16 protein-coding genes are annotated in these 17,168 nt (G+C 58.4%); 2 read left to right on the top strand and 14 right to left on the bottom strand.

What is annotated here, in order from left to right:
- The first annotated feature begins 179 nt into the window (after window positions 1–179).
- Window positions 180–1,820, top strand: coding sequence for an EAL domain-containing protein (locus AACR14_RS06215; RefSeq protein ID WP_026034950.1), 1,641 nt, complete (start codon window positions 180–182; stop codon window positions 1,818–1,820).
- Here the strand turns inward: AACR14_RS06215 and AACR14_RS06210 are convergent.
- The 9 genes from AACR14_RS06210 to AACR14_RS06170 all read right to left on the bottom strand — a co-directional run bounded on the left by AACR14_RS06210 (window position 1,783) and on the right by AACR14_RS06170 (window position 9,942).
- Complete coding sequence (locus AACR14_RS06210; protein ID WP_019445537.1) at window positions 1,783–2,277, bottom strand: hypothetical protein; 495 nt, start codon at window positions 2,275–2,277, stop codon at window positions 1,783–1,785. The genes AACR14_RS06215 and AACR14_RS06210 overlap by 38 nt on opposite strands.
- A gap of 175 nt (window positions 2,278–2,452) precedes the next feature.
- Window positions 2,453–2,815 carry a DUF2750 domain-containing protein gene (locus AACR14_RS06205; protein ID WP_005337077.1) on the bottom strand — a complete coding sequence of 121 codons (363 nt, stop codon included), beginning with the start codon at window positions 2,813–2,815 and terminating at the stop codon, window positions 2,453–2,455.
- Between the two features lie 180 nt (window positions 2,816–2,995).
- Entirely contained in the window at window positions 2,996–4,300 is a 1,305-nt protein-coding gene (locus AACR14_RS06200; RefSeq protein WP_019445536.1) for an inosine/guanosine kinase, read from the bottom strand.
- Window positions 4,301–4,486: 186 nt separating this feature from the next.
- Entirely contained in the window at window positions 4,487–4,879 is a 393-nt protein-coding gene (locus tag AACR14_RS06195; protein WP_019445535.1) for an MAPEG family protein, read from the bottom strand.
- Window positions 4,880–4,913: 34 nt separating this feature from the next.
- Window positions 4,914–5,888 (bottom strand): ferrochelatase, encoded by a 975-nt coding sequence (gene hemH, locus AACR14_RS06190; protein WP_005351231.1) that lies wholly within the window; start codon window positions 5,886–5,888, stop codon window positions 4,914–4,916.
- Window positions 5,889–5,986: 98 nt separating this feature from the next.
- Window positions 5,987–6,631: an adenylate kinase gene (gene adk / locus AACR14_RS06185; RefSeq protein WP_005337083.1), complete on the bottom strand. Its 645-nt coding sequence runs from the start codon at window positions 6,629–6,631 to the stop codon at window positions 5,987–5,989.
- Window positions 6,632–6,934: 303 nt separating this feature from the next.
- Window positions 6,935–7,693: a tRNA isopentenyl-2-thiomethyl-A-37 hydroxylase MiaE gene (gene miaE / locus AACR14_RS06180; RefSeq protein WP_005346385.1), complete on the bottom strand. Its 759-nt coding sequence runs from the start codon at window positions 7,691–7,693 to the stop codon at window positions 6,935–6,937.
- 218 nt (window positions 7,694–7,911) lie between these two features.
- Window positions 7,912–9,432, bottom strand: a complete 1,521-nt coding sequence (gene purF, locus AACR14_RS06175; RefSeq protein WP_019445534.1) for an amidophosphoribosyltransferase — start codon at window positions 9,430–9,432, stop codon at window positions 7,912–7,914.
- A 21-nt stretch (window positions 9,433–9,453) separates the two neighbouring features.
- Complete coding sequence (locus AACR14_RS06170; RefSeq protein WP_005337086.1) at window positions 9,454–9,942, bottom strand: CvpA family protein; 489 nt, start codon at window positions 9,940–9,942, stop codon at window positions 9,454–9,456.
- 8 nt (window positions 9,943–9,950) lie between these two features.
- Between AACR14_RS06170 and AACR14_RS06165 the strand changes: the two genes are divergently transcribed.
- Complete coding sequence (locus tag AACR14_RS06165; RefSeq protein WP_155395816.1) at window positions 9,951–10,127, top strand: hypothetical protein; 177 nt, start codon at window positions 9,951–9,953, stop codon at window positions 10,125–10,127.
- Between the two features lie 2 nt (window positions 10,128–10,129).
- Here the strand turns inward: AACR14_RS06165 and serS are convergent, their stop codons facing one another.
- The 5 genes from serS to lrp all read right to left on the bottom strand — a co-directional run bounded on the left by serS (window position 10,130) and on the right by lrp (window position 17,045).
- Window positions 10,130–11,425: a serine--tRNA ligase gene (serS, locus tag AACR14_RS06160; protein WP_005337087.1), complete on the bottom strand. Its 1,296-nt coding sequence runs from the start codon at window positions 11,423–11,425 to the stop codon at window positions 10,130–10,132.
- A 306-nt stretch (window positions 11,426–11,731) separates the two neighbouring features.
- Complete coding sequence (locus AACR14_RS06155) at window positions 11,732–13,069, bottom strand: replication-associated recombination protein A (protein WP_019445533.1); 1,338 nt, start codon at window positions 13,067–13,069, stop codon at window positions 11,732–11,734.
- Window positions 13,070–13,145: 76 nt separating this feature from the next.
- Window positions 13,146–13,754 carry an outer membrane lipoprotein chaperone LolA gene (gene lolA / locus AACR14_RS06150; protein WP_041201846.1) on the bottom strand — a complete coding sequence of 203 codons (609 nt, stop codon included), beginning with the start codon at window positions 13,752–13,754 and terminating at the stop codon, window positions 13,146–13,148.
- An 80-nt stretch (window positions 13,755–13,834) separates the two neighbouring features.
- The gene (locus AACR14_RS06145; protein WP_019445531.1) at window positions 13,835–16,351 is read right to left on the bottom strand and encodes a DNA translocase FtsK; all 2,517 of its coding nucleotides are present in this window, start codon (window positions 16,349–16,351) and stop codon (window positions 13,835–13,837) included.
- Window positions 16,352–16,553: 202 nt separating this feature from the next.
- Window positions 16,554–17,045, bottom strand: coding sequence for a leucine-responsive transcriptional regulator Lrp (gene lrp, locus AACR14_RS06140; RefSeq protein ID WP_005300047.1), 492 nt, complete (start codon window positions 17,043–17,045; stop codon window positions 16,554–16,556).
- Window positions 17,046–17,168 lie beyond the last annotated feature (123 nt).

The following is a 17,168-nucleotide window of genomic DNA, read 5'->3' as shown; positions in this document are numbered from 1 at the left end:
TGCCTTGTTTGATCTATTTTCAACTCATCTTCGCCTGTTTCGGCACCTGTGAAAGTGGTTTCACTCACATTTAACCGATCTCAATTGACCCTTTTCACCGAGTTGCGAGGAATAGCATGCTTTGCTCCGCCAGCTTGGTTAAAATTCCCCCACAAAGCAGCCACTTCAAGGATGACAAGATGGTTCACAAGCTCGGACGTACCCTCTTTCTGATCGCCACCATAGTGACCATACCCCTGCTGCTCCTGCAAGCAGTTTGGTTGGCCCTTCAGAGCACACCGCTCACTTTGGCCATTATTCTGGCCACCACACTGCTTGGCATGATCCTGCTGTTGATGCTGGCCATACGCACCATGGATGGCATGCTCCAGCATCAGGAGCTCACCTGGATCAAGGCGATCAGGGGGCGGGATCCCTCACAACTCGATGAGCCCGCCTCCCGGGAGGTGCTGCAACAGCTGCTGGAGCAGTTCGAAAGTGCCGAGCAGAGCGCTCATCGCCAGCTGACCGAGCTCAGCAATCTGGCCACCACCGACGAGCTGACCCAGCTACTCAACCGCCACGCGTTTCGCCGCGACATGACCGAGTTGCTGCAGCGGGATCAGGATACCCAAACCGCAACCCTGGTGCTGATCCGTGCCACCGAGCTTGGCAAGATCAACGCCCAGCGCGGCTTCCAATCTGGTGATGCCTACATCAAGGACATGGCGGCCCTTATCAAGCGGGTGGTAAGCCGCTTCCCGGGCAATCAGGTCTACCGCATTTCGGGGGCCGATTTCGCCGTGCTGGTGCAACCGGTGGCCAATATTCCTCCCCATCTGCTGGGACAGGATTTGAAGGTGGCCTTCGATCACTATCAGGATCAGCACGAGCTGGAGAGCACCGGTTACTCGGGGCTGACCAAGCTCAGCAGCGGCCAGAAAATTGAAGCCGTGCTGGCCAGAGCGGATCTGGCGCTGGCTCGCGCCCAGACTGAAACCATCAACGGCTGGGCCATCCAGCAGGATGACAGCGCCTCCGATCTGCAGGGGCAACACCACTGGCGCGACGTGCTGACCGAAGTGCTGGCACAGGAGCGCCTCAGCTTTACCTACCAGCCGATCCAACCCCTGCACCGCAGCATGCTGGCTTACAACGAGATCTACACCCGCTTCAGCGGCAATGACGGCACCGCCCTGCCCACCGACACCCTGTTTGCCATGGCACAGCGGCTCGATATGGTGATGCGGCTGGAGCAGCTGGTCATTACCCACATCATGCGTCAGTACCGGGCCTTTGGTGCCAACCAGAGTCGCTGGGGGATCAACCTCTCCCCCAACCTGCTGCAGAATAGCGCCTTCCTGATCTGGCTTGACCGCCAGCTGCTCAAAGATCCCAATACCAGTGCCAATCTGGTGTTCGAACTGGATGAAGAGCATCTGGAACGCAACCTGACCGGCGCCAAGCGGGTGTTTGAACTGCTGCGCCGCAACGGCAGCCGCTCGGCCATCGCCAACTTCGGCAAGGGGATCGGCTCCTTTACCCTGTTTCGCGAGCTCAAGCCCGACTACATCAAGCTGGACCCTGCCCTGATCACCGGGCTGGAGCAGGATCAGACCAACCAGCAGTTCGTGCGGATGATCGTCGATGTATCACATCGGATGGGGTGTCAGGTGATTGCAGAGGGGGTGGAACAGCTTGGCCAGAAACAGCTGCTGCAGGGGATGTACGTGGATGGTTTGCAGGGCTATCTGATCGCCCGGCCGCAACCGCTGCGACCGGATATCAGCCAGCTGGGGCTCTTTACTGAGGATGCTTCAGCTTCAAAAGGGTCAGAATGATGTCATTGAGCTGGCGATAGCGCTCCAGCTCCTTCTGATCGTAACGGGTCGCCAGTGTAGTAGGATTGTGGCGGTTTTTGAGGTAACGGTTGATTTGCAGGCGATTGAACCCCGCCACCTGATAGACCTGGCCAAGCAGGGTATTGAGCTCATCGTGCTCCAGACCGGCTCTGGCCAGATAGTCCCCATCGGCGGGACTCTCGGTCTGGTGACTCCACTTGCCAATGCGGCCACTCTCTTGCAGGTAGCTGAGCCACTGCTCGATATAGAGCGGTTTGCACCCCGCCAACAGGTTGAAAAAGCCCACAGCATCGCAACGACAACCGCTCAGGAGTAGGACCGCCAGCTGATCGTCATCGCACTGGAAGGTCACTGGTCCGGCTTGCGCCCAATCCAGCGCCTGCACCCGAATGCTGGCCTTCTCACCCGCAGCTCCCGTTACGTCGAATACAAACATGGCGCTCCTCCCTTGGCAAAAGGTTGATGATGGACCATCCCTCTGACAGGTGCAAAGGCAAATCGGCTTTTAACTCATCAATCGGGCCATTCGACCATAAAAAAGACCGGCACCCTCACGGATGCCGGTCTTTGTCCCGATGGCCTGTGCGTTCAGGCCATCAGTGGAGGCGCTTTCAGGCGTCCAGTTCAACCAGTGCCTTGGCCAGCTCGATGGGTTCGAGCTCCTGGCCTTCCAGATCGGCGTTCCAGTTCGGGCCGACCAGCACATCATCTTCATCCAGATCGTTGATCCAGATATCGAGAAACTCTTCCAGATCGATCACTTCCGGCTCGTAATCGGCCCACTCGTCGACGCAGTGCAGACGGGCGTCCTCTTCGGCAGACCAGAGCGGCATCACGTCGGCATCTTCAAATTCGGCGGAGCGGCAGACGACCCAGTCTTCCCCATAGCGCAGACCCCACACCTGACCCGACTCGCGGACTTGTTCGATAAACAGTTGGAAATTGGCGTCAAGGTTGTCGTTAAGCATGCTCATGGGATTCTCTCTTTCTTTCGGGTGCTGCGGCATTGTCGGGCGACAATACGATGGCCAAATGGTGTCGTAAAAGTGACATGGACTCAAGCATATTGGGGTTATTCCGGGAAAAAAGCCGGGATAACCCCCATTTGCCTGCAAAAACGCCTCCCGATGGAGGCGTCTTGCAGATTCAGGAGATCAACGCTCCCAGTAAACCTCTTCCAGGCTGTCCTCTTTCTCCGGCAAACCGCGGGAGAGACGTGGGCTGCTCTGGGCCAAGACCTCGTAGCTGACGCGATTGGCGTATTTGCAAACCTGGGCCAGTGAGGAGTAAGTCAGGAACTCGGAGATGTGCTTGGCGGAGTTGGGCACATTCATCCGGTGATAGGAGTTGGCCACCATGTCATGCAGCACGGCGGAAAGCGCGCCATCCCCTGCCCCGTTGGTGTTCTTGATCTTCTCCGGGCCACCCATATACGGGGAGATGTGGGAGTAGATGCGGGCCGGTTTACGGCACTTGGCGCGGGCCATCGGGCGGCTGAACTCATACATGTTGAACTCGGGGATAACGCCCGGCAACAGGGTATGAGTGGTCTCGCGCTTGTAGTCCTCGTCGGTATAACTCGCCATGTAGAGGCCGATGGGGCCAGCAGTACAGAGCACCATATCGGCCCAGTCGAGCGCCTTGTCGGCAGCACCGAGCGGATCAGCTATGCCGGTCAGGGCTTCCCCTTCGTCTTCGTTCATCGCCAGCACGGTCACGTTCTCGGCAATGAAGTCGCGCCACCACTGGGGATTTTCGTCGATGACGAAACGGGTGCCCAGGGTCAGCACCACGGGAATACCGGCCTCACGGGCATAACGCACCGCGGTCATGGCCGCCTCTTTCATCGGATCACCATCGTCACCGCGTACCAGATAGGCGGTGATCACCAGTGCAGACGCCCCTTTGATCACATCCTCCGGAATGTGCTGCACATCCAGCTGGTTCATCTTGCCGGCGTTGATGCCGAAGCTGCGTTCGCCGCACTCGGTAATGAAGGTGAAGCAACGGCCGATGGGGCCATCCACCGGCTGCAGATAGTCCAGATTGACGCGGGAAGAGGTGTTGCACAGATAACGGTAGGCGTAGCAGCCGATGCGAATGTCCTGACTCATCACACCCAGCAGGATGGAGTGGGAGTCGGCCAGTACCGAGTAGTTGTGTACCGTGTTGCCGATGGTACCACCGGCAAACTCGCTCACCACCATGTTGTTGGCCTTGAGCTCGTCATAAATCCGTTCAGCTACATCATCACTAATGACGACGGAGTGCCCCTTGCTCAGACCATAACGGGTCAGAAAGTCTTCATCCACATGGGCTTCAATATCAACCAGGGTCTGATCAATCCCGACCACGTAGGCTTTGCCCAGCTCGGTTAACAGGGGATTTTGCGGCACCAGGGGATCGCGTCTGTCGACAGGGAAGTAGTGTTTGGACTTGCGCTGACCGGGAAATTTCATGGCAATGTTCTGTGCTCTGGGGGAAAGAGGGGCGGGATTTTAACACAATCCGCCGCCCCGAAAAGTCGCCCTGTTTAAATAATGGAGTCAGTATAGACAAGGCCCGCAAGGAAAAACGTTTGCCTTTTCACCATAAAAAAACCACCCAACCCGGGGTGGTTCCTTAGCATAAAAAAGCGCCTGTTTTCAGGCGGCCGCCATGCCCTGCAACAGGGCCAGCAGCGAGAAGAGGCCGAGGACGAGCCAGAACAGCAAAGTGCCCAGAAAACGGGGCACATTGGGGGCTTTGGGGATCTGGATACCAATGGCATGCAGGATGCGACCGACCAGCAGCATGGAGCCACCGGCATGCAGCCAGAGCGCACCGGCACCGGAGAGCTCGCACAGCGCCATCAGTAGCAGGGTCAGCGGCACATACTCGGCAAAATTGCCGTGGGCCCGGATCGCCGCCAGCAGCTCGGGGGCCTCCCCCTGCCCTATCATCACCCCGAACTGGGCGCGGCGTCTGACCACCCAGAAGGAGAGCCCCAGAAACAGCAGCCCAAGCAGGCCTGCGTAGATCAGCGTGATATGTACCATGACTCGACTCCTTGTTTGACTGACTGCCGGTCACTCATGCCAATTCGCGGCAGATGAGCGAGACCATCATCCTGATATGGGCCTGATCGCTGTTGAGGGCCGGAATATATTCAAACCGCTCGCCACCGGCCTCCATGAAGATCTCCCGATTCTGTACCTGAATTTCCTCAAGGGTTTCGAGGCAGTCGGCCGCAAAGGCAGGGCAAATCACATCGAGCCGCTTGATGCCCGCAGCAGGCATACCGCCAATGGTCACGTCTGTGTAGGGTTTGAGCCACTCCTCCTTGCCAAAGCGGGACTGGAAACTGGCCGTCCACTGCCCGGCCTCCAGCCCGAGCGCCTCGGCCAGCAAGCTGGCGGTATGGCGACACTGGTGACCATAGGGGTCCCCTTCGTTCTCGTAGCGCTCTGGAATACCGTGGAACGACATCAGCAGGTGATCACCCTGACCGTGCTGCTCCCAGTGACGGCGCACACTCATGGCCAGCGCCTGAATGTATTCGGGATGGGCGTGATAATCACGAATGAGCCGTACCACCGGCAGATTGCGCTCTCTCTTCATCGCCTTGCCCCAGGCATCGAAGACCGAGGCGGTGGTACTGACCGAATATTGCGGATAGAGCGGCAACAGGATCACCCGGTTGACCCCTTTGGCCTTGAGCGCCTGCCAGCCATCATTCACTGACGGGGAACCATAGGTCATCGCCAGCTCCACCGGCACCTCAACCCCCTCCCGCTTGAGCTCCTGCTCCAGCGCAGCACGCTGCTGCTTGCTTATCACCATCAGCGGCGAGCCCTGCTCGGTCCACACCTGCTGATAGAGCTTGGCCACTTTGGGCGAGCGCGTCGGCAAGATGATGAAGTGGAGCAGCGGGCACCAGAGGTAACGGGGCAGGTCCACCACACGGGGATCGTGCAGGAACTGGCTGAGGAATGCTTTGACGGCAGCGGTGGTCGGTGCGGCTGGGGTACCCAGATTGACCAGCAATATTCCGGTTTTCGTGGTCACGTTGGCTTCCTGTCTATCTGTCATTATGCAAAAAGGGCCCGACAGGGCCCTTCTCTTTATTTATCTGATGGCACGGGAAACAGTGCCGGCAGCAAAGATCAGCCCAGAATGGTGGCAAGCTGCTTGCTGACCAGATCAACCGGCTGGGTGCCGTCGATCTTGACGTAACGGGTGTGGCCCGCTTCCGCCTCTTTGCCGTAGAAACCGATCAGCGGCGCGGTCTGCTGATGATATACATCCAGACGCTTGCGTACTGTGGTCTCTTCGTCGTCGGCGCGGATCACCAGATCTTCACCGGTCACGTCATCCTTGCCTTCCACTTTCGGCGGGTTGAACACCACGTGGTAGGTACGGCCGGAGCCGGAGTGAACGCGACGGCCGCTCATGCGCTTGACGATCTCTTCGTCCGGCACATCGAACTCCAGCACGAAATCAACCACGACACCGGCGTCCTTCATGGCTTGCGCCTGGGGAATGGTGCGCGGGAAACCGTCCAACAGGAAGCCTTTGGCGCAGTCCGGCTGAGCGATGCGCTCTTTGACCAGACCGATGATGATGTCGTCAGAGACCAGCTGACCTGCGTCCATCACAGCTTTGGCTTTCAGACCGAGCTCGGTGCCCGCTTTGATCGCCGCACGCAGCATGTCGCCGGTGGAGATCTGGGGAATACCGTGTTTTTCCATGATGAACTGAGCCTGGGTACCTTTGCCGGCGCCCGGAGCCCCCAACAGAACAATGCGCATACACGCTCCTATTGATTGGTTATTCAAATCTTGCGAAGGCAAAAAAGTACACGGTTTCGCCCGTTTCTACAAGGGTGAGCCAATTGAATGAGCACTTTATCACCACAATAACCGGCTGATCGAACAGGATTTCATCGCAAGGGGAATACGCAAAAATAGCCAGGGATTCAGCATAGAGCGCCAAAGGCAGGAAGGAGGTACGACAGAAAAAAAGATCCCGGCTCAGGGCCGGGAATTGCGCTCAAAAGTAACTACTTGTCGCTCGTAGTAGGAACAGGGCAATAGTAGTTTGCCCCCTGTGCGTCAACAACTGTCAGATGTGACAGGCAGGCCGCTATGAAACCGGAACTGTGGATCCGGCGAGCAGATTAGCTCGGCTTCCAGCTTGCCAAAGAAGGCCACCCGCTCGCTGATATCCTCCCCTGCGTACTGTTCGGCCAGGCTCAGGTAATCCTGATAGTGGCGCGCTTCAGAGCGCAGCAAAGAGACATAGAAACGGCTCAGCTCTTCGTCCAGATGGGGCGCCAGCTTGGCAAAGCGCTCGCAGGAGCGGGCCTCGATATAGGCGCCGATGATCATCTTGTCGACTATGGTGGCCGGCTCATGGGTGCGCACATGCTGCATCAATTGGCGGGCATAGCGGGAGGCCGTCACCGGCCCGTATTCGATGCCGCGGGCCTGCATGATCTCCAGCACCTGCTCGAAGTGGTGCAGCTCCTCCTGAATGAGTCGCACCATGGGAAACAGCAGCGGATTGCGTTCCAGTTCGGCAAAGACGGTGCGATCAGACTCCCCCATGCTGCGTTTGCCCAGGATCTCGGCCTTCTCCGGGATGGCATCCAGCTCGCGATAAAACTCCAGCTTGGGCAGCAGATGGCGCTTGCCCTTCGGCAGGCAGTAGCGGCGCACCAGACTGTGGGCAGTGAGTGCAGCCTTGGTCTCGCAGTTGGCGTGATCGATGAGCAGGGTCGGTAAACGGGCCGGATCCCGCGCCATCTCCACCCACTCATCCGGGGTCTCGCACTGCAAAAACTGGCGCACAGGGGCTAACAGGTCATCCATCTAAACTCTCGTTTGTTAAACACGCAGGTTAAAAGCGTATCGGTCATATATGTTGCCGCCTATGCTAGCGGATCCCGCTGGCCATGCCCATATCCGGCAAGATAAGCGGATATTTTTCAAACAGATACACCCTACCCCTTCTGGCGGTGCGAGGCAAAAACGACAATGGGGGCCACTGGCCCCCATCTCGCTATCCCATCCGGCAAAACCGCAAACGTTTAACTGCCTTCGTTAAAAATTTCCAGATTGCTGGTGCCTTCCTGCCACTCACGCACCGCTTTGGTGTCATCGTTGCGCAGGGCGTTGAGGTGATCCAGATAGGACTGGTCCACGTCGGAGGTGACGTAGTGACCATTGAAGACCGAGGTCTCGAAGTGACGCAGATCCGGGTTGATCTCCCGCACGGCGGCTTCCAGATCTTCCAGATCCTGGAAAATCAGGCCGTCAGCGCCAATCAGCTTGCACACCTCTTCCACTTCGCGGCCATGGGCGATCAGCTCGTTGGCGGTGGGCATGTCGATGCCGTAGACGTTGGGGAAGCGAATTTCCGGCGCCGCCGAGGCGAAGTAGACCTTGGCTGCCCCCGCTTCACGGGCCATCTGGATGATCTGCTCGGACGTGGTACCACGCACGATGGAATCATCCACCAGCAACACCTTCTTGCCCTTGAATTCGGAGCTGATGGCGTTGAGCTTGCGACGCACCGACTTCTTGCGCTGGGTCTGGCCCGGCATGATGAAGGTACGGCCGATGTAGCGGTTCTTCACGAAGCCCTGACGGTACGGCAGGTCGAGGGTATGGGCGATCTCCAGCGCCACGTCACAGGAGGTCTCGGGGATGGGGATGACCACGTCTACATCGAGATCTTCCCACTCGCGGGCAATCTTCTGACCCAGCTTGCGACCCATGTTGAGGCGGGCGGCGTAGACCGAGACCTTGTCGATGCACGAATCGGGACGGGCGAAATAGACATATTCGAATATACAAGAGCTCATCTGCGGGTTCTCCGCACACTGCTCGGAGAAGAGCTGGCCCTGCTCGGTGATGTAGATGGCTTCACCCGGCGCAATATCCCGCACCGTCTCGAAACCGATGGCGTCGAGCGCAACGCTCTCTGAGGCGAGCATGTACTCCACCTGCCCCTGCTCGTCGACCCGACGACCCAGGATCAGCGGGCGAATGCCGTTGGGATCGCGAAAACCGATGAGACCATGACCAATCACCAGCGAAACCACCGCATAAGCGCCGCGGATCTGCTGATGGGTTCTGCGCACCGCGGCGAAGATATCTTCGGGACGCAGGGCCATCTTGTCACAGCGATCCAGCTCGTGGGCCAACACGTTCAGCAACACTTCCGAGTCGGAGGTGGTGTTGATGTGACGGCGGGCGACCTTGAACTGCTGCTCCTTGAGCTCCTTGGCGTTGGTGAGGTTGCCGTTATGGGCCAGCACCATGCCGTAGGGCGAGTTCACATAAAAAGGTTGGGCTTCAGCGGCACTTGAGCTGCCTGCGGTGGGGTATCTGACATGACCTATGCCGATGTTCCCTTGCAGACGCTGCATGTGGCGCACTTCAAACACGTCCTTCACCAGGCCATTGGCCTTGCGTTGCCGGAAGTTTCCACTATCAATGGTCACGATCCCGGCGGCATCCTGTCCCCTGTGCTGCAACACCGTCAAGGCGTCGTAGAGGGCCTGATTGACGGGGGTGGTGCCAACTATACCGACAATACCACACATGTCTTTGCTACCTCGAAGTCACTATACCTGTTTAAGAAAACTGGATGAGTTCAACATGAACCCGAAAAACCACTGGATCACCGGCTTGAACTCCGGCACCAGCTTGGACGCCACCCACCAGTCGCTCTGGGAGAGGCTGGTGAAGGTATCCATGAAAAAAAGCAGGGCACTGACGATCAGCACCCCGCGAATTGCACCGAAGCAGACCCCCAGCACCCGATCGGTACCGGAGAGACCCGTCTTGTCCACCAACAGGCCCACCACATAGTTGACCACGCTGCCGAGGATCAAAGTCGCCACAAACAGCGCCGCGATGGCCAGACCGTTGCGAACCAGCGCGTCGGAGAAGGAGGTGAAATAGACGGCGAGATCGGGATAGAAATGGCTGGCAATAAAGAAGGCGACGAACCAGGTGACAAGAGACATGGCCTCCTTGACGAAGCCGCGCACCAGGCTGATAAGAGCAGAGAAACCGACGATGCCGATGATGGCGTAATCAATCCAGACCATAGAAAAAGATGTCCTGCGAAATTGCGGCGCAGTCTAACAAAAACGATTGCGCATTGCTTGATAAAAATGTGTTAACTGTTCAAAGCGACGCCGAAAAGCCGCATTTTTTCAGCACTAAAACGGTTGATCGGCGCCAGAATGCACAACGCCATGGCAATGCCATGGCGTTGTGGTCAGCGGCGTGAACTTACCCGATGTGGGTCAGGCCACCCATGTAGGATTGCAGCGCAGCCGGGATGGCGATGCGGCCATCTTCCTGCTGGTAGTTCTCCATCACGGCAACCAGAGTACGACCCACCGCCAGACCGGAGCCGTTCAGGGTGTGCAGCAGCTGCGGCTTGCCGTCGATACGCACGCGAGCCTGCATGCGGCGCGCCTGGAAGTCGGTGCAGTTGGAGACAGAGGAGATCTCGCGGTAAGTGTTCTGGGCCGGCAGCCACACTTCCAGATCGTAGGTCTTGGAAGCGCAGAAGCCCATGTCACCGGTAGAGAGCGCCATCACGCGATACGGCAGCTCCAGCAGTTGCAGCACCTTCTCGGCGTGACCCACCATCTCCTCCAGCGCATCCCAGGATTTCTCCGGGTGAACCAGCTGAACCATTTCAACCTTGTCGAACTGGTGCATACGGATGAGGCCACGGGTATCACGACCGTAGGAACCGGCTTCAGAGCGGAAGCAGGGGCTGTGGGCGGTCATCTTGATTGGCAGCTCTTGCGCGTCAAAGATCTCGTCACGGGCCATGTTGGTGAGCGGCACTTCGGAGGTCGGGATCAGGGAGAACTTGCGCACCTTGCCCTCTTCTTCCCCTTCACCTTCGATACCGGTATTGAACAGGTCTTGAGCAAATTTCGGCAACTGGCCGGTACCATAGAGGCTGTCCGGGTTCACCAGATAGGGCACGTAGCACTCGGTGTAACCGTGCTGCTGGGTGTGCAGATCCAGCATGAACTGAGCCAGGGCACGGTGCAGACGGGCAATCTGACCCTTCATCACCACAAAACGGGTACCGGAGAGTTTGACGCCATTCTTGAAGTCAACGCCCTTGGCCGCTTCGCCCAGATCGATGTGATCGCGTACCGGGAAGCTGAACTCACGCGGGGTCCCCCAGCGGCGCACTTCCACGTTGTCGTTCTCGTCACGGCCCACCGGAGTGGTCTCGCTCGGCAGGTTGGGGATGGCGTCGGCAATGGCTTTCAGCTGGGCCAGCAGGGCATCCAGCTCGACCTTGCTGGTTTCCAGCTCGTCGTTGATTTTGGTCACTTCGGCCTTGAGCGGGGCAACATCTTCACCACGACGGGCAGCTTCACCGATGGATTTGGAGCGGGCGTTGCGCTCGGCCTGCAGCTCCTGAGTACGGGACTGCAGATCCTTGCGTTTCTCTTCCAGAGCATTGACAGCCGCTACGTCCAGAACGTAGCCACGTGTCGCCAGACGAGCGGCAGCCTCTTCGATATCGCTGCGCAGATATTTGGGATCCAGCATGGTTTACCTACTTTTTTAAAATGGGATCTGGGCCTGAGTCGTCATGACGGGCTGGGAAACAGATCCGGAAGTTAACATCGGTTGGCGCACCCCAATCGTCTTCAGAATCGGGCCTCAACAATCAGGCCTTCGAGATCAAGAAGATGGCGCAAGGCCAAGACAAGCGGGGTCAGACGGGCAGTGTAGCAGACCGCCCCCCCGCCCGAACAGGGACTATTTGTGTCGTTTTTACCGACTTTGACACGCAAACCGTCCTGCATATTCAAACGCCTGACCAATTTTCAGCCACACGGGGTAACAAAGGGGCTATTTGCCCCGTTGCTGCGGACTTTGCCTGTCCAGTTCATGGAGGTAATCGAGCTTCTGGCCAATCTGCTTTTCAAGGCCGCGATCGGTGGGCTGGTAGTACTGCTTGCCGGCAAGCTCGGGCGGGAAATACTGCTCGCCCGCGGCATAGGCGCCCGGCTCGTCATGGGCGTAGCGATACTCGGCGCCATAGCCCAGATCGCTCATCAGTTTGGTCGGCGCATTGCGCAGGTGTACCGGCACCTCGAAGTCAGGGAGGTTTTTGGCATCATGAAGCGCCGCCTTCCAGGCGGTATAGACCGCATTGCTTTTCGGGGCGCAGGCGAGATAGACGATCGCCTGGGCGATAGCCCGCTCCCCTTCCGCTGGCCCGATCCGGTGGAAGCAATCCCAGGCCGACAGGGCGACCTGCATAGCACGGGGATCGGCATTGCCCACATCTTCCGAGGCAATCGCCAGCAAGCGGCGGGCAATATAGAGGGGATCGCAACCGGCGCTCACCATACGGGCGTACCAATAGAGCGCCGCATCCGGCGCCGAGCCGCGAATGGATTTGTGCACCGCCGAGATAAGGTCGTAGAAGTGATCGCCCCCCTTGTCGAAGCGGGCCACGTGCTCCCCCACCACGGCAGCGAGCAGGGCACTGTCGATCACCCGCGCCCCTGTGCTGTCGGTTTCGGCCATGTCGGCCAACAGCTCCAGATAGTTGAGGGATTTTCGCCCGTCCCCATCCACCGCCTTGGCCAACGCCTCTTTGACGCCGGGGGCAAAGGTGAGTGCCGGATCATTGAGACCACGGGGATCGGTCATCGCCTGATCGAGCATGGCGAGAATATCGCTCTCCTCCAGTCGCTTGAGCAGATAGACCCGGGCTCGTGAGAGCAGTGCGTTGTTGAGTTCGAACGAGGGGTTTTCAGTGGTGGCACCGATAAAGGTGATGGTGCCATCTTCGATGTGGGGCAGGAACACATCCTGCTGGCTCTTGTTGAAGCGGTGCACCTCATCCACAAACAGGATGGTGCGCACTCCGCGCCAGCTGTTCTCCTTCGCCTTGTCGATAGCGGCGCGGATCTCCTTGATCCCGGAGGTGACCGCAGAGAGTCGCTCCACTTCCGCCTGACAGTAGTGAGCCATCAGCTCCGCCAGCGTGGTCTTGCCGGTACCGGGCGGCCCCCACAGGATCATCGAGTGGCAGTGACCCGCCAGAATGGCTTTGCGCAGGGGCTTGTCAGCCCCCAGGATATGTTGCTGACCGATATACTGGTCGAGGTTTTGCGGCCGCATCCGGGCCGCCAGCGGACGAAAGTCCGATGAGAAATCCAGCGTCAAGTTGCTCATCTGTATTGACCACCCAGCGTCACGCCACTCGCCTTTGACTGGCGCAGTGGCGAGCAATCCAACGACCGCTTGCTCATTAGCGCTGGTCGTCCAGCTCGACCCCCTTCGGGATCTTGAAAACAAATTCGTTGCCCTTGAGCACCGGCTTGCGGTTGAAGTTGCTAAGGGTGAATTCACTCCACTGCCCTTGCGCCTCTTTCACATCGAAACGACTGATGTTGTCTTGTCTGTCGAAGGTGACACGGAAGGAGGCGATCAGCTCATCCTTGTGACGGCTGGTGACGGTATAGACATCCCCCTGCTGGGTCACGTCATAGTTCTTCCAGAACTTGTCGTCATTGCCAGCGATCAGAATAAAGGGGGTGTTGAGCACCGCATCTTTCAGCTTGAGGGCGGTCACCTGCTCGACGAAGGGATCATAGACCCAGACATCCTGACCATCGGCCACGATCAGGCTCTCGTCCGGCGAGGTGGTGTGCCAGTTGAAACGGTTTGGCCGCTGCACCAGCAGATCGCCGCTGGCCTTTTGCAGCTCCTTGCCCTTGCTGTCATAGACGGTCTGGGCAAACTTGGCGGAGAAGAGGCTCACCCCCGCCAGCTTATGTTTGAGATCGCTGGCCGCATCGGCCCACACCTGGCTGCTGGCCATCAGCAGCACGGTACCCATCAACAGTTGTTTTTTCATCACGCTCTTCATAAAGACGCTCTCGATAAAAGGCCACGCCCGCGGAGGGCATGGCCAGGGATAGTATGAAACGGTGAGGCTTAGTCCCGCACCGGCGGCGGTGCCAGCACGTCGCGCTGACCATTGCCACCCGGTGAGCTGACGATGCCCTGATTCTCCATCTGCTCGATGAGACGGGCTGCCCGGTTGTAACCAATCTTGAACTTGCGCTGGACGCTGGAGGTCGAGCCACGGCGGGACTCCACCACAAAAGCGACAGCTTCGTCGAACAGGGGGTCGAGCTCTTCATCGCCACCACCGCCATATTCGCCGCTGCCACCTTCGCCACCCGACTCACCGGAGAGGATCTCCTCGATGTAGTTCGGCTCGCCGCGCAGTTTCCAATCCGCCACCACCTTGTGCACTTCGTGGTCATCGACAAAGGCACCGTGTACCCGGGTCGGGTTGGAGGTACCGGCCGGCATGTAGAGCATGTCGCCCATACCGAGCAGGGATTCGGCGCCGCCCTGATCGATGATGGTGCGCGAGTCGATCTTGCTCGATACCTGGAACGAAATACGGGTCGGGATGTTGGCCTTGATAAGACCGGTAATCACATCCACTGACGGACGCTGGGTCGCCAAAATAAGGTGAATACCGGCGGCCCGCGCCTTCTGGGCGATACGGGCGATCAGCTCTTCCACCTTCTTGCCGACGATCATCATCATGTCGGCAAATTCGTCCACCACCACCACGATGTGGGGCAGCTTCTCCAGCTCCGGCGGCATCTGATCCATGGAGTCACCCGGACGCCACAACGGATCCAGCAGGGGTTCCCCCTCCTCGATGGCAGCCAGTACCTTGTCGTTGTAGCCCTTGAGGTTGCGCACCCCGACTGCCGACATCAGCTTGTAACGGCGCTCCATCTCGCCCACACACCAGCGCAGGGCGTTGGCGGCATCCTTCATGTCGGTCACCACCTCGGTCAGCAGATGCGGGATCCCTTCGTAGACCGAGAGTTCCAGCATCTTGGGGTCGATCATGATGAAGCGCAGATCATCGGGGGATGACTTGTAGAGCATCGAGATGATCATGGTGTTGACCCCCACCGACTTACCGGAACCTGTGGTACCGGCCACCAGCAGGTGCGGCATCTTGGCCAGGTTCACCACCACCGGCTCGCCGGCGATGTCCTGACCCAGGCCCATGGTGAGCGGGTTGCGGCTATCGCGGAAAGCATCGCAGTCGAGGGTTTCGCGCAGGTAAACGGTCTGACGCACCCGGTTGGGCAGCTCGATCCCCACATAGGTCTTGCCCGGGATCACCTCAACCACCCGCACGCTGCTGGCAGACAAAGAGCGGGCCAGATCGCGCGAGAGGTTGGTGATCTTGCTCGCCTTCATGCCCGGCGCCAGATCCAGCTCGAAACGAGTAATGACCGGGCCCGGATAGACACCCACCACCTTGGCCTGCACGTTGTAGTCGGCAAGCTTGGCCTCCACCAGACGGCCCATTCGATCCAGCTCATCCTTGCTCATCATCTGGGTCTTGGCGGGTGGACGGTCGAGCAGCTCGATACTCGGCAACGGCGGCATTGTTGACTGCGGACGACGCTTGGGCTTGGTCGGTGCAACAGCGACCGGCGCGGCGACCTCGTCGTCCCCTTCGGCCCACGGCAGATCCAGATCGTCATCATCATCGTCATCGGCCACAGCCAGTACCGGCTGACGGCGCCCATTGGCAGCCGCCACCGCACGTTTCGGCTTGGCAGCCGGAGCCGGCTCATCATCTTCATCATCAAACTGGGGATCGAACTCGAAGGTATCGTCGTCGAGTTCCGGCAGCCACTCTTCGGCGGCAGCCTTCTGGTTCTTGGCCTTGGGCTTGCGCGTCCAGCTGGTGTGCGGCTCATCTTCCTCGTCATCAAACGCGATGGCCCCTACCCCGCCTTCTAGCAAGGGATCCGGCCCCTCGTTGCGGGGTTGACGCCAGCCACCGGTCAGCCAGCGGCCGAGGGTGGTCGGGAAGTGGTAAACAGCGCTGACCGAACCGGTACAGGCCGCACCGATCTGCTCGACAATAGTGAGCCAGGACCAGCCGGTAAACAGGGTGATGCCGGTTGCCACGAAGCAGAGCAGCATCAGGTTGGCCCCGACGCCGCCAAACAGCGGCACCACTGCAGAAGCGATCACATCCCCCACCAGACCACCGGCGGAGAAGTTTTGCATATCGTTGAAGTTCATGCTGGCAATGGCCGACATGCCGAGCACGGTCAGGATAAAGCCGATGATCCGCACCCCCAGGGTGAGGTAATCCACATCGAGCAGACGGCTCGGGCGCCAGAACAGACTCCAGCCCAGCAGCACCACCAGCGGCGGCACCAGATAGGAGAAGGCACCAAAGGTAAACATGGTGATATCGGCGAGCCAGGCACCGGCACTACCGGCGAGGTTCTTCACCTCCCCTTGCCAGGAGGTCTGGGACCAGCCGGGATCCGCGGGGTGATAGGACAACAGGGCAAGCAGAAGATAAGCAGCCATCAGGGTGATGGCGATCAAGACGGCTTCGAAGATCCGTTGTGTACCTGATAAAGGAGTAAACAGCTTTTTATCGGCCAAACTCCGGCTCCTTTCTGAAAACATGTAATGCAGGAAATAAGGGGGCCTAGTATCCCCGAAAAGCCCATCGATTGTCAGCCAGAGCCTGATGGGACGGGGCCATATTTGCAATTATCTTTACAAGAAGAAACGAGCGGACCGGCCGCTCGTTTCTGACTGTCATGGTGTCTCATATGGAAAAGATACCACGGCATAACCTGCTTTATCGGGTGCTGATCACCAGACGACTGCTCTGCTTGACCTCTTCCATCACCACATAGGTGCGGGTGTCATTGACACCGGGCAGACGCAGCAGGGTTTCCCCCAACAGACGGCGGTAAGCCGACATGTCGCTGACTCGGGTCTTGAGCAGGTAGTCGAAGTCACCGGAAACCAGATGACACTCCTGGATCTCTTCGAGCACCTGAACAGCCTTGTTGAACTGTTCAAACACATCAGGCGCCCCGCGATTGAGGGTTATCTCTACAAACACCAGCAGAGATGCGTCCAGATAATGAGGGTTCAGAATAGCGGCATATCCTTCGATATAACCTTGTCGCTCGAGGCGACGAACCCGTTCCAGACACGGTGTAGGACTCAGGCCAACTCGCTTGGACAACTCAACATTCGAAATCCTGCCATCCTTTTGCAGTTCATTAAGAATGTTGCGGTCAATCCTGTCCAAATCCTTTAGCCGACTCTTAGCTTCCATCATTTTATTCCATCCTTTGGCTATTTTTTGGTAAGAATCACCAGTCATTTTATAATTATGGTCACAAATCCTGTCAATACCTGAATATACTAGGCGCAAATGTTGGTTAACATTTTGGCAACATGA

Source organism: Aeromonas sp. 159, from assembly GCF_963862045.1.
In the GTDB taxonomy this organism is placed as follows: Bacteria; Pseudomonadota; Gammaproteobacteria; order Enterobacterales; family Aeromonadaceae; genus Aeromonas; species Aeromonas veronii.
Note: the sequence above shows the minus strand (reverse complement) of the source record. Positions and strands in the feature narration are given on the sequence as shown.

Bases quoted from the DNA above. Each gene is read 5' to 3' on its own strand.
- purF (WP_019445534.1), bottom strand. From the start codon at position 9,432: ATGTGTGGTATTGTCGGTATAGTTGGCACCACCCCCGTCAATCAGGCC.
- serS (WP_005337087.1), bottom strand. From the start codon at position 11,425: ATGCTGGATCCCAAATATCTGCGCAGCGATATCGAAGAGGCTGCCGCT.
- AACR14_RS06170 (WP_005337086.1), bottom strand. From the start codon at position 9,942: ATGGTCTGGATTGATTACGCCATCATCGGCATCGTCGGTTTCTCTGCT.
- adk (WP_005337083.1), bottom strand. From the start codon at position 6,631: ATGCGCATTGTTCTGTTGGGGGCTCCGGGCGCCGGCAAAGGTACCCAG.
- AACR14_RS06165 (WP_155395816.1), top strand. From the start codon at position 9,951: ATGTCCTGCGAAATTGCGGCGCAGTCTAACAAAAACGATTGCGCATTG.
- AACR14_RS06205 (WP_005337077.1), bottom strand. From the start codon at position 2,815: ATGAGCATGCTTAACGACAACCTTGACGCCAATTTCCAACTGTTTATC.
- AACR14_RS06200 (WP_019445536.1), bottom strand. From the start codon at position 4,300: ATGAAATTTCCCGGTCAGCGCAAGTCCAAACACTACTTCCCTGTCGAC.
- AACR14_RS06210 (WP_019445537.1), bottom strand. From the start codon at position 2,277: ATGTTTGTATTCGACGTAACGGGAGCTGCGGGTGAGAAGGCCAGCATT.
- lolA (WP_041201846.1), bottom strand. From the start codon at position 13,754: ATGAAAAAACAACTGTTGATGGGTACCGTGCTGCTGATGGCCAGCAGC.
- lrp (WP_005300047.1), bottom strand. From the start codon at position 17,045: ATGATGGAAGCTAAGAGTCGGCTAAAGGATTTGGACAGGATTGACCGC.
- AACR14_RS06155 (WP_019445533.1), bottom strand. From the start codon at position 13,069: ATGAGCAACTTGACGCTGGATTTCTCATCGGACTTTCGTCCGCTGGCG.
- AACR14_RS06215 (WP_026034950.1), top strand. From the start codon at position 180: ATGGTTCACAAGCTCGGACGTACCCTCTTTCTGATCGCCACCATAGTG.
- miaE (WP_005346385.1), bottom strand. From the start codon at position 7,693: ATGGATGACCTGTTAGCCCCTGTGCGCCAGTTTTTGCAGTGCGAGACC.
- AACR14_RS06195 (WP_019445535.1), bottom strand. From the start codon at position 4,879: ATGGTACATATCACGCTGATCTACGCAGGCCTGCTTGGGCTGCTGTTT.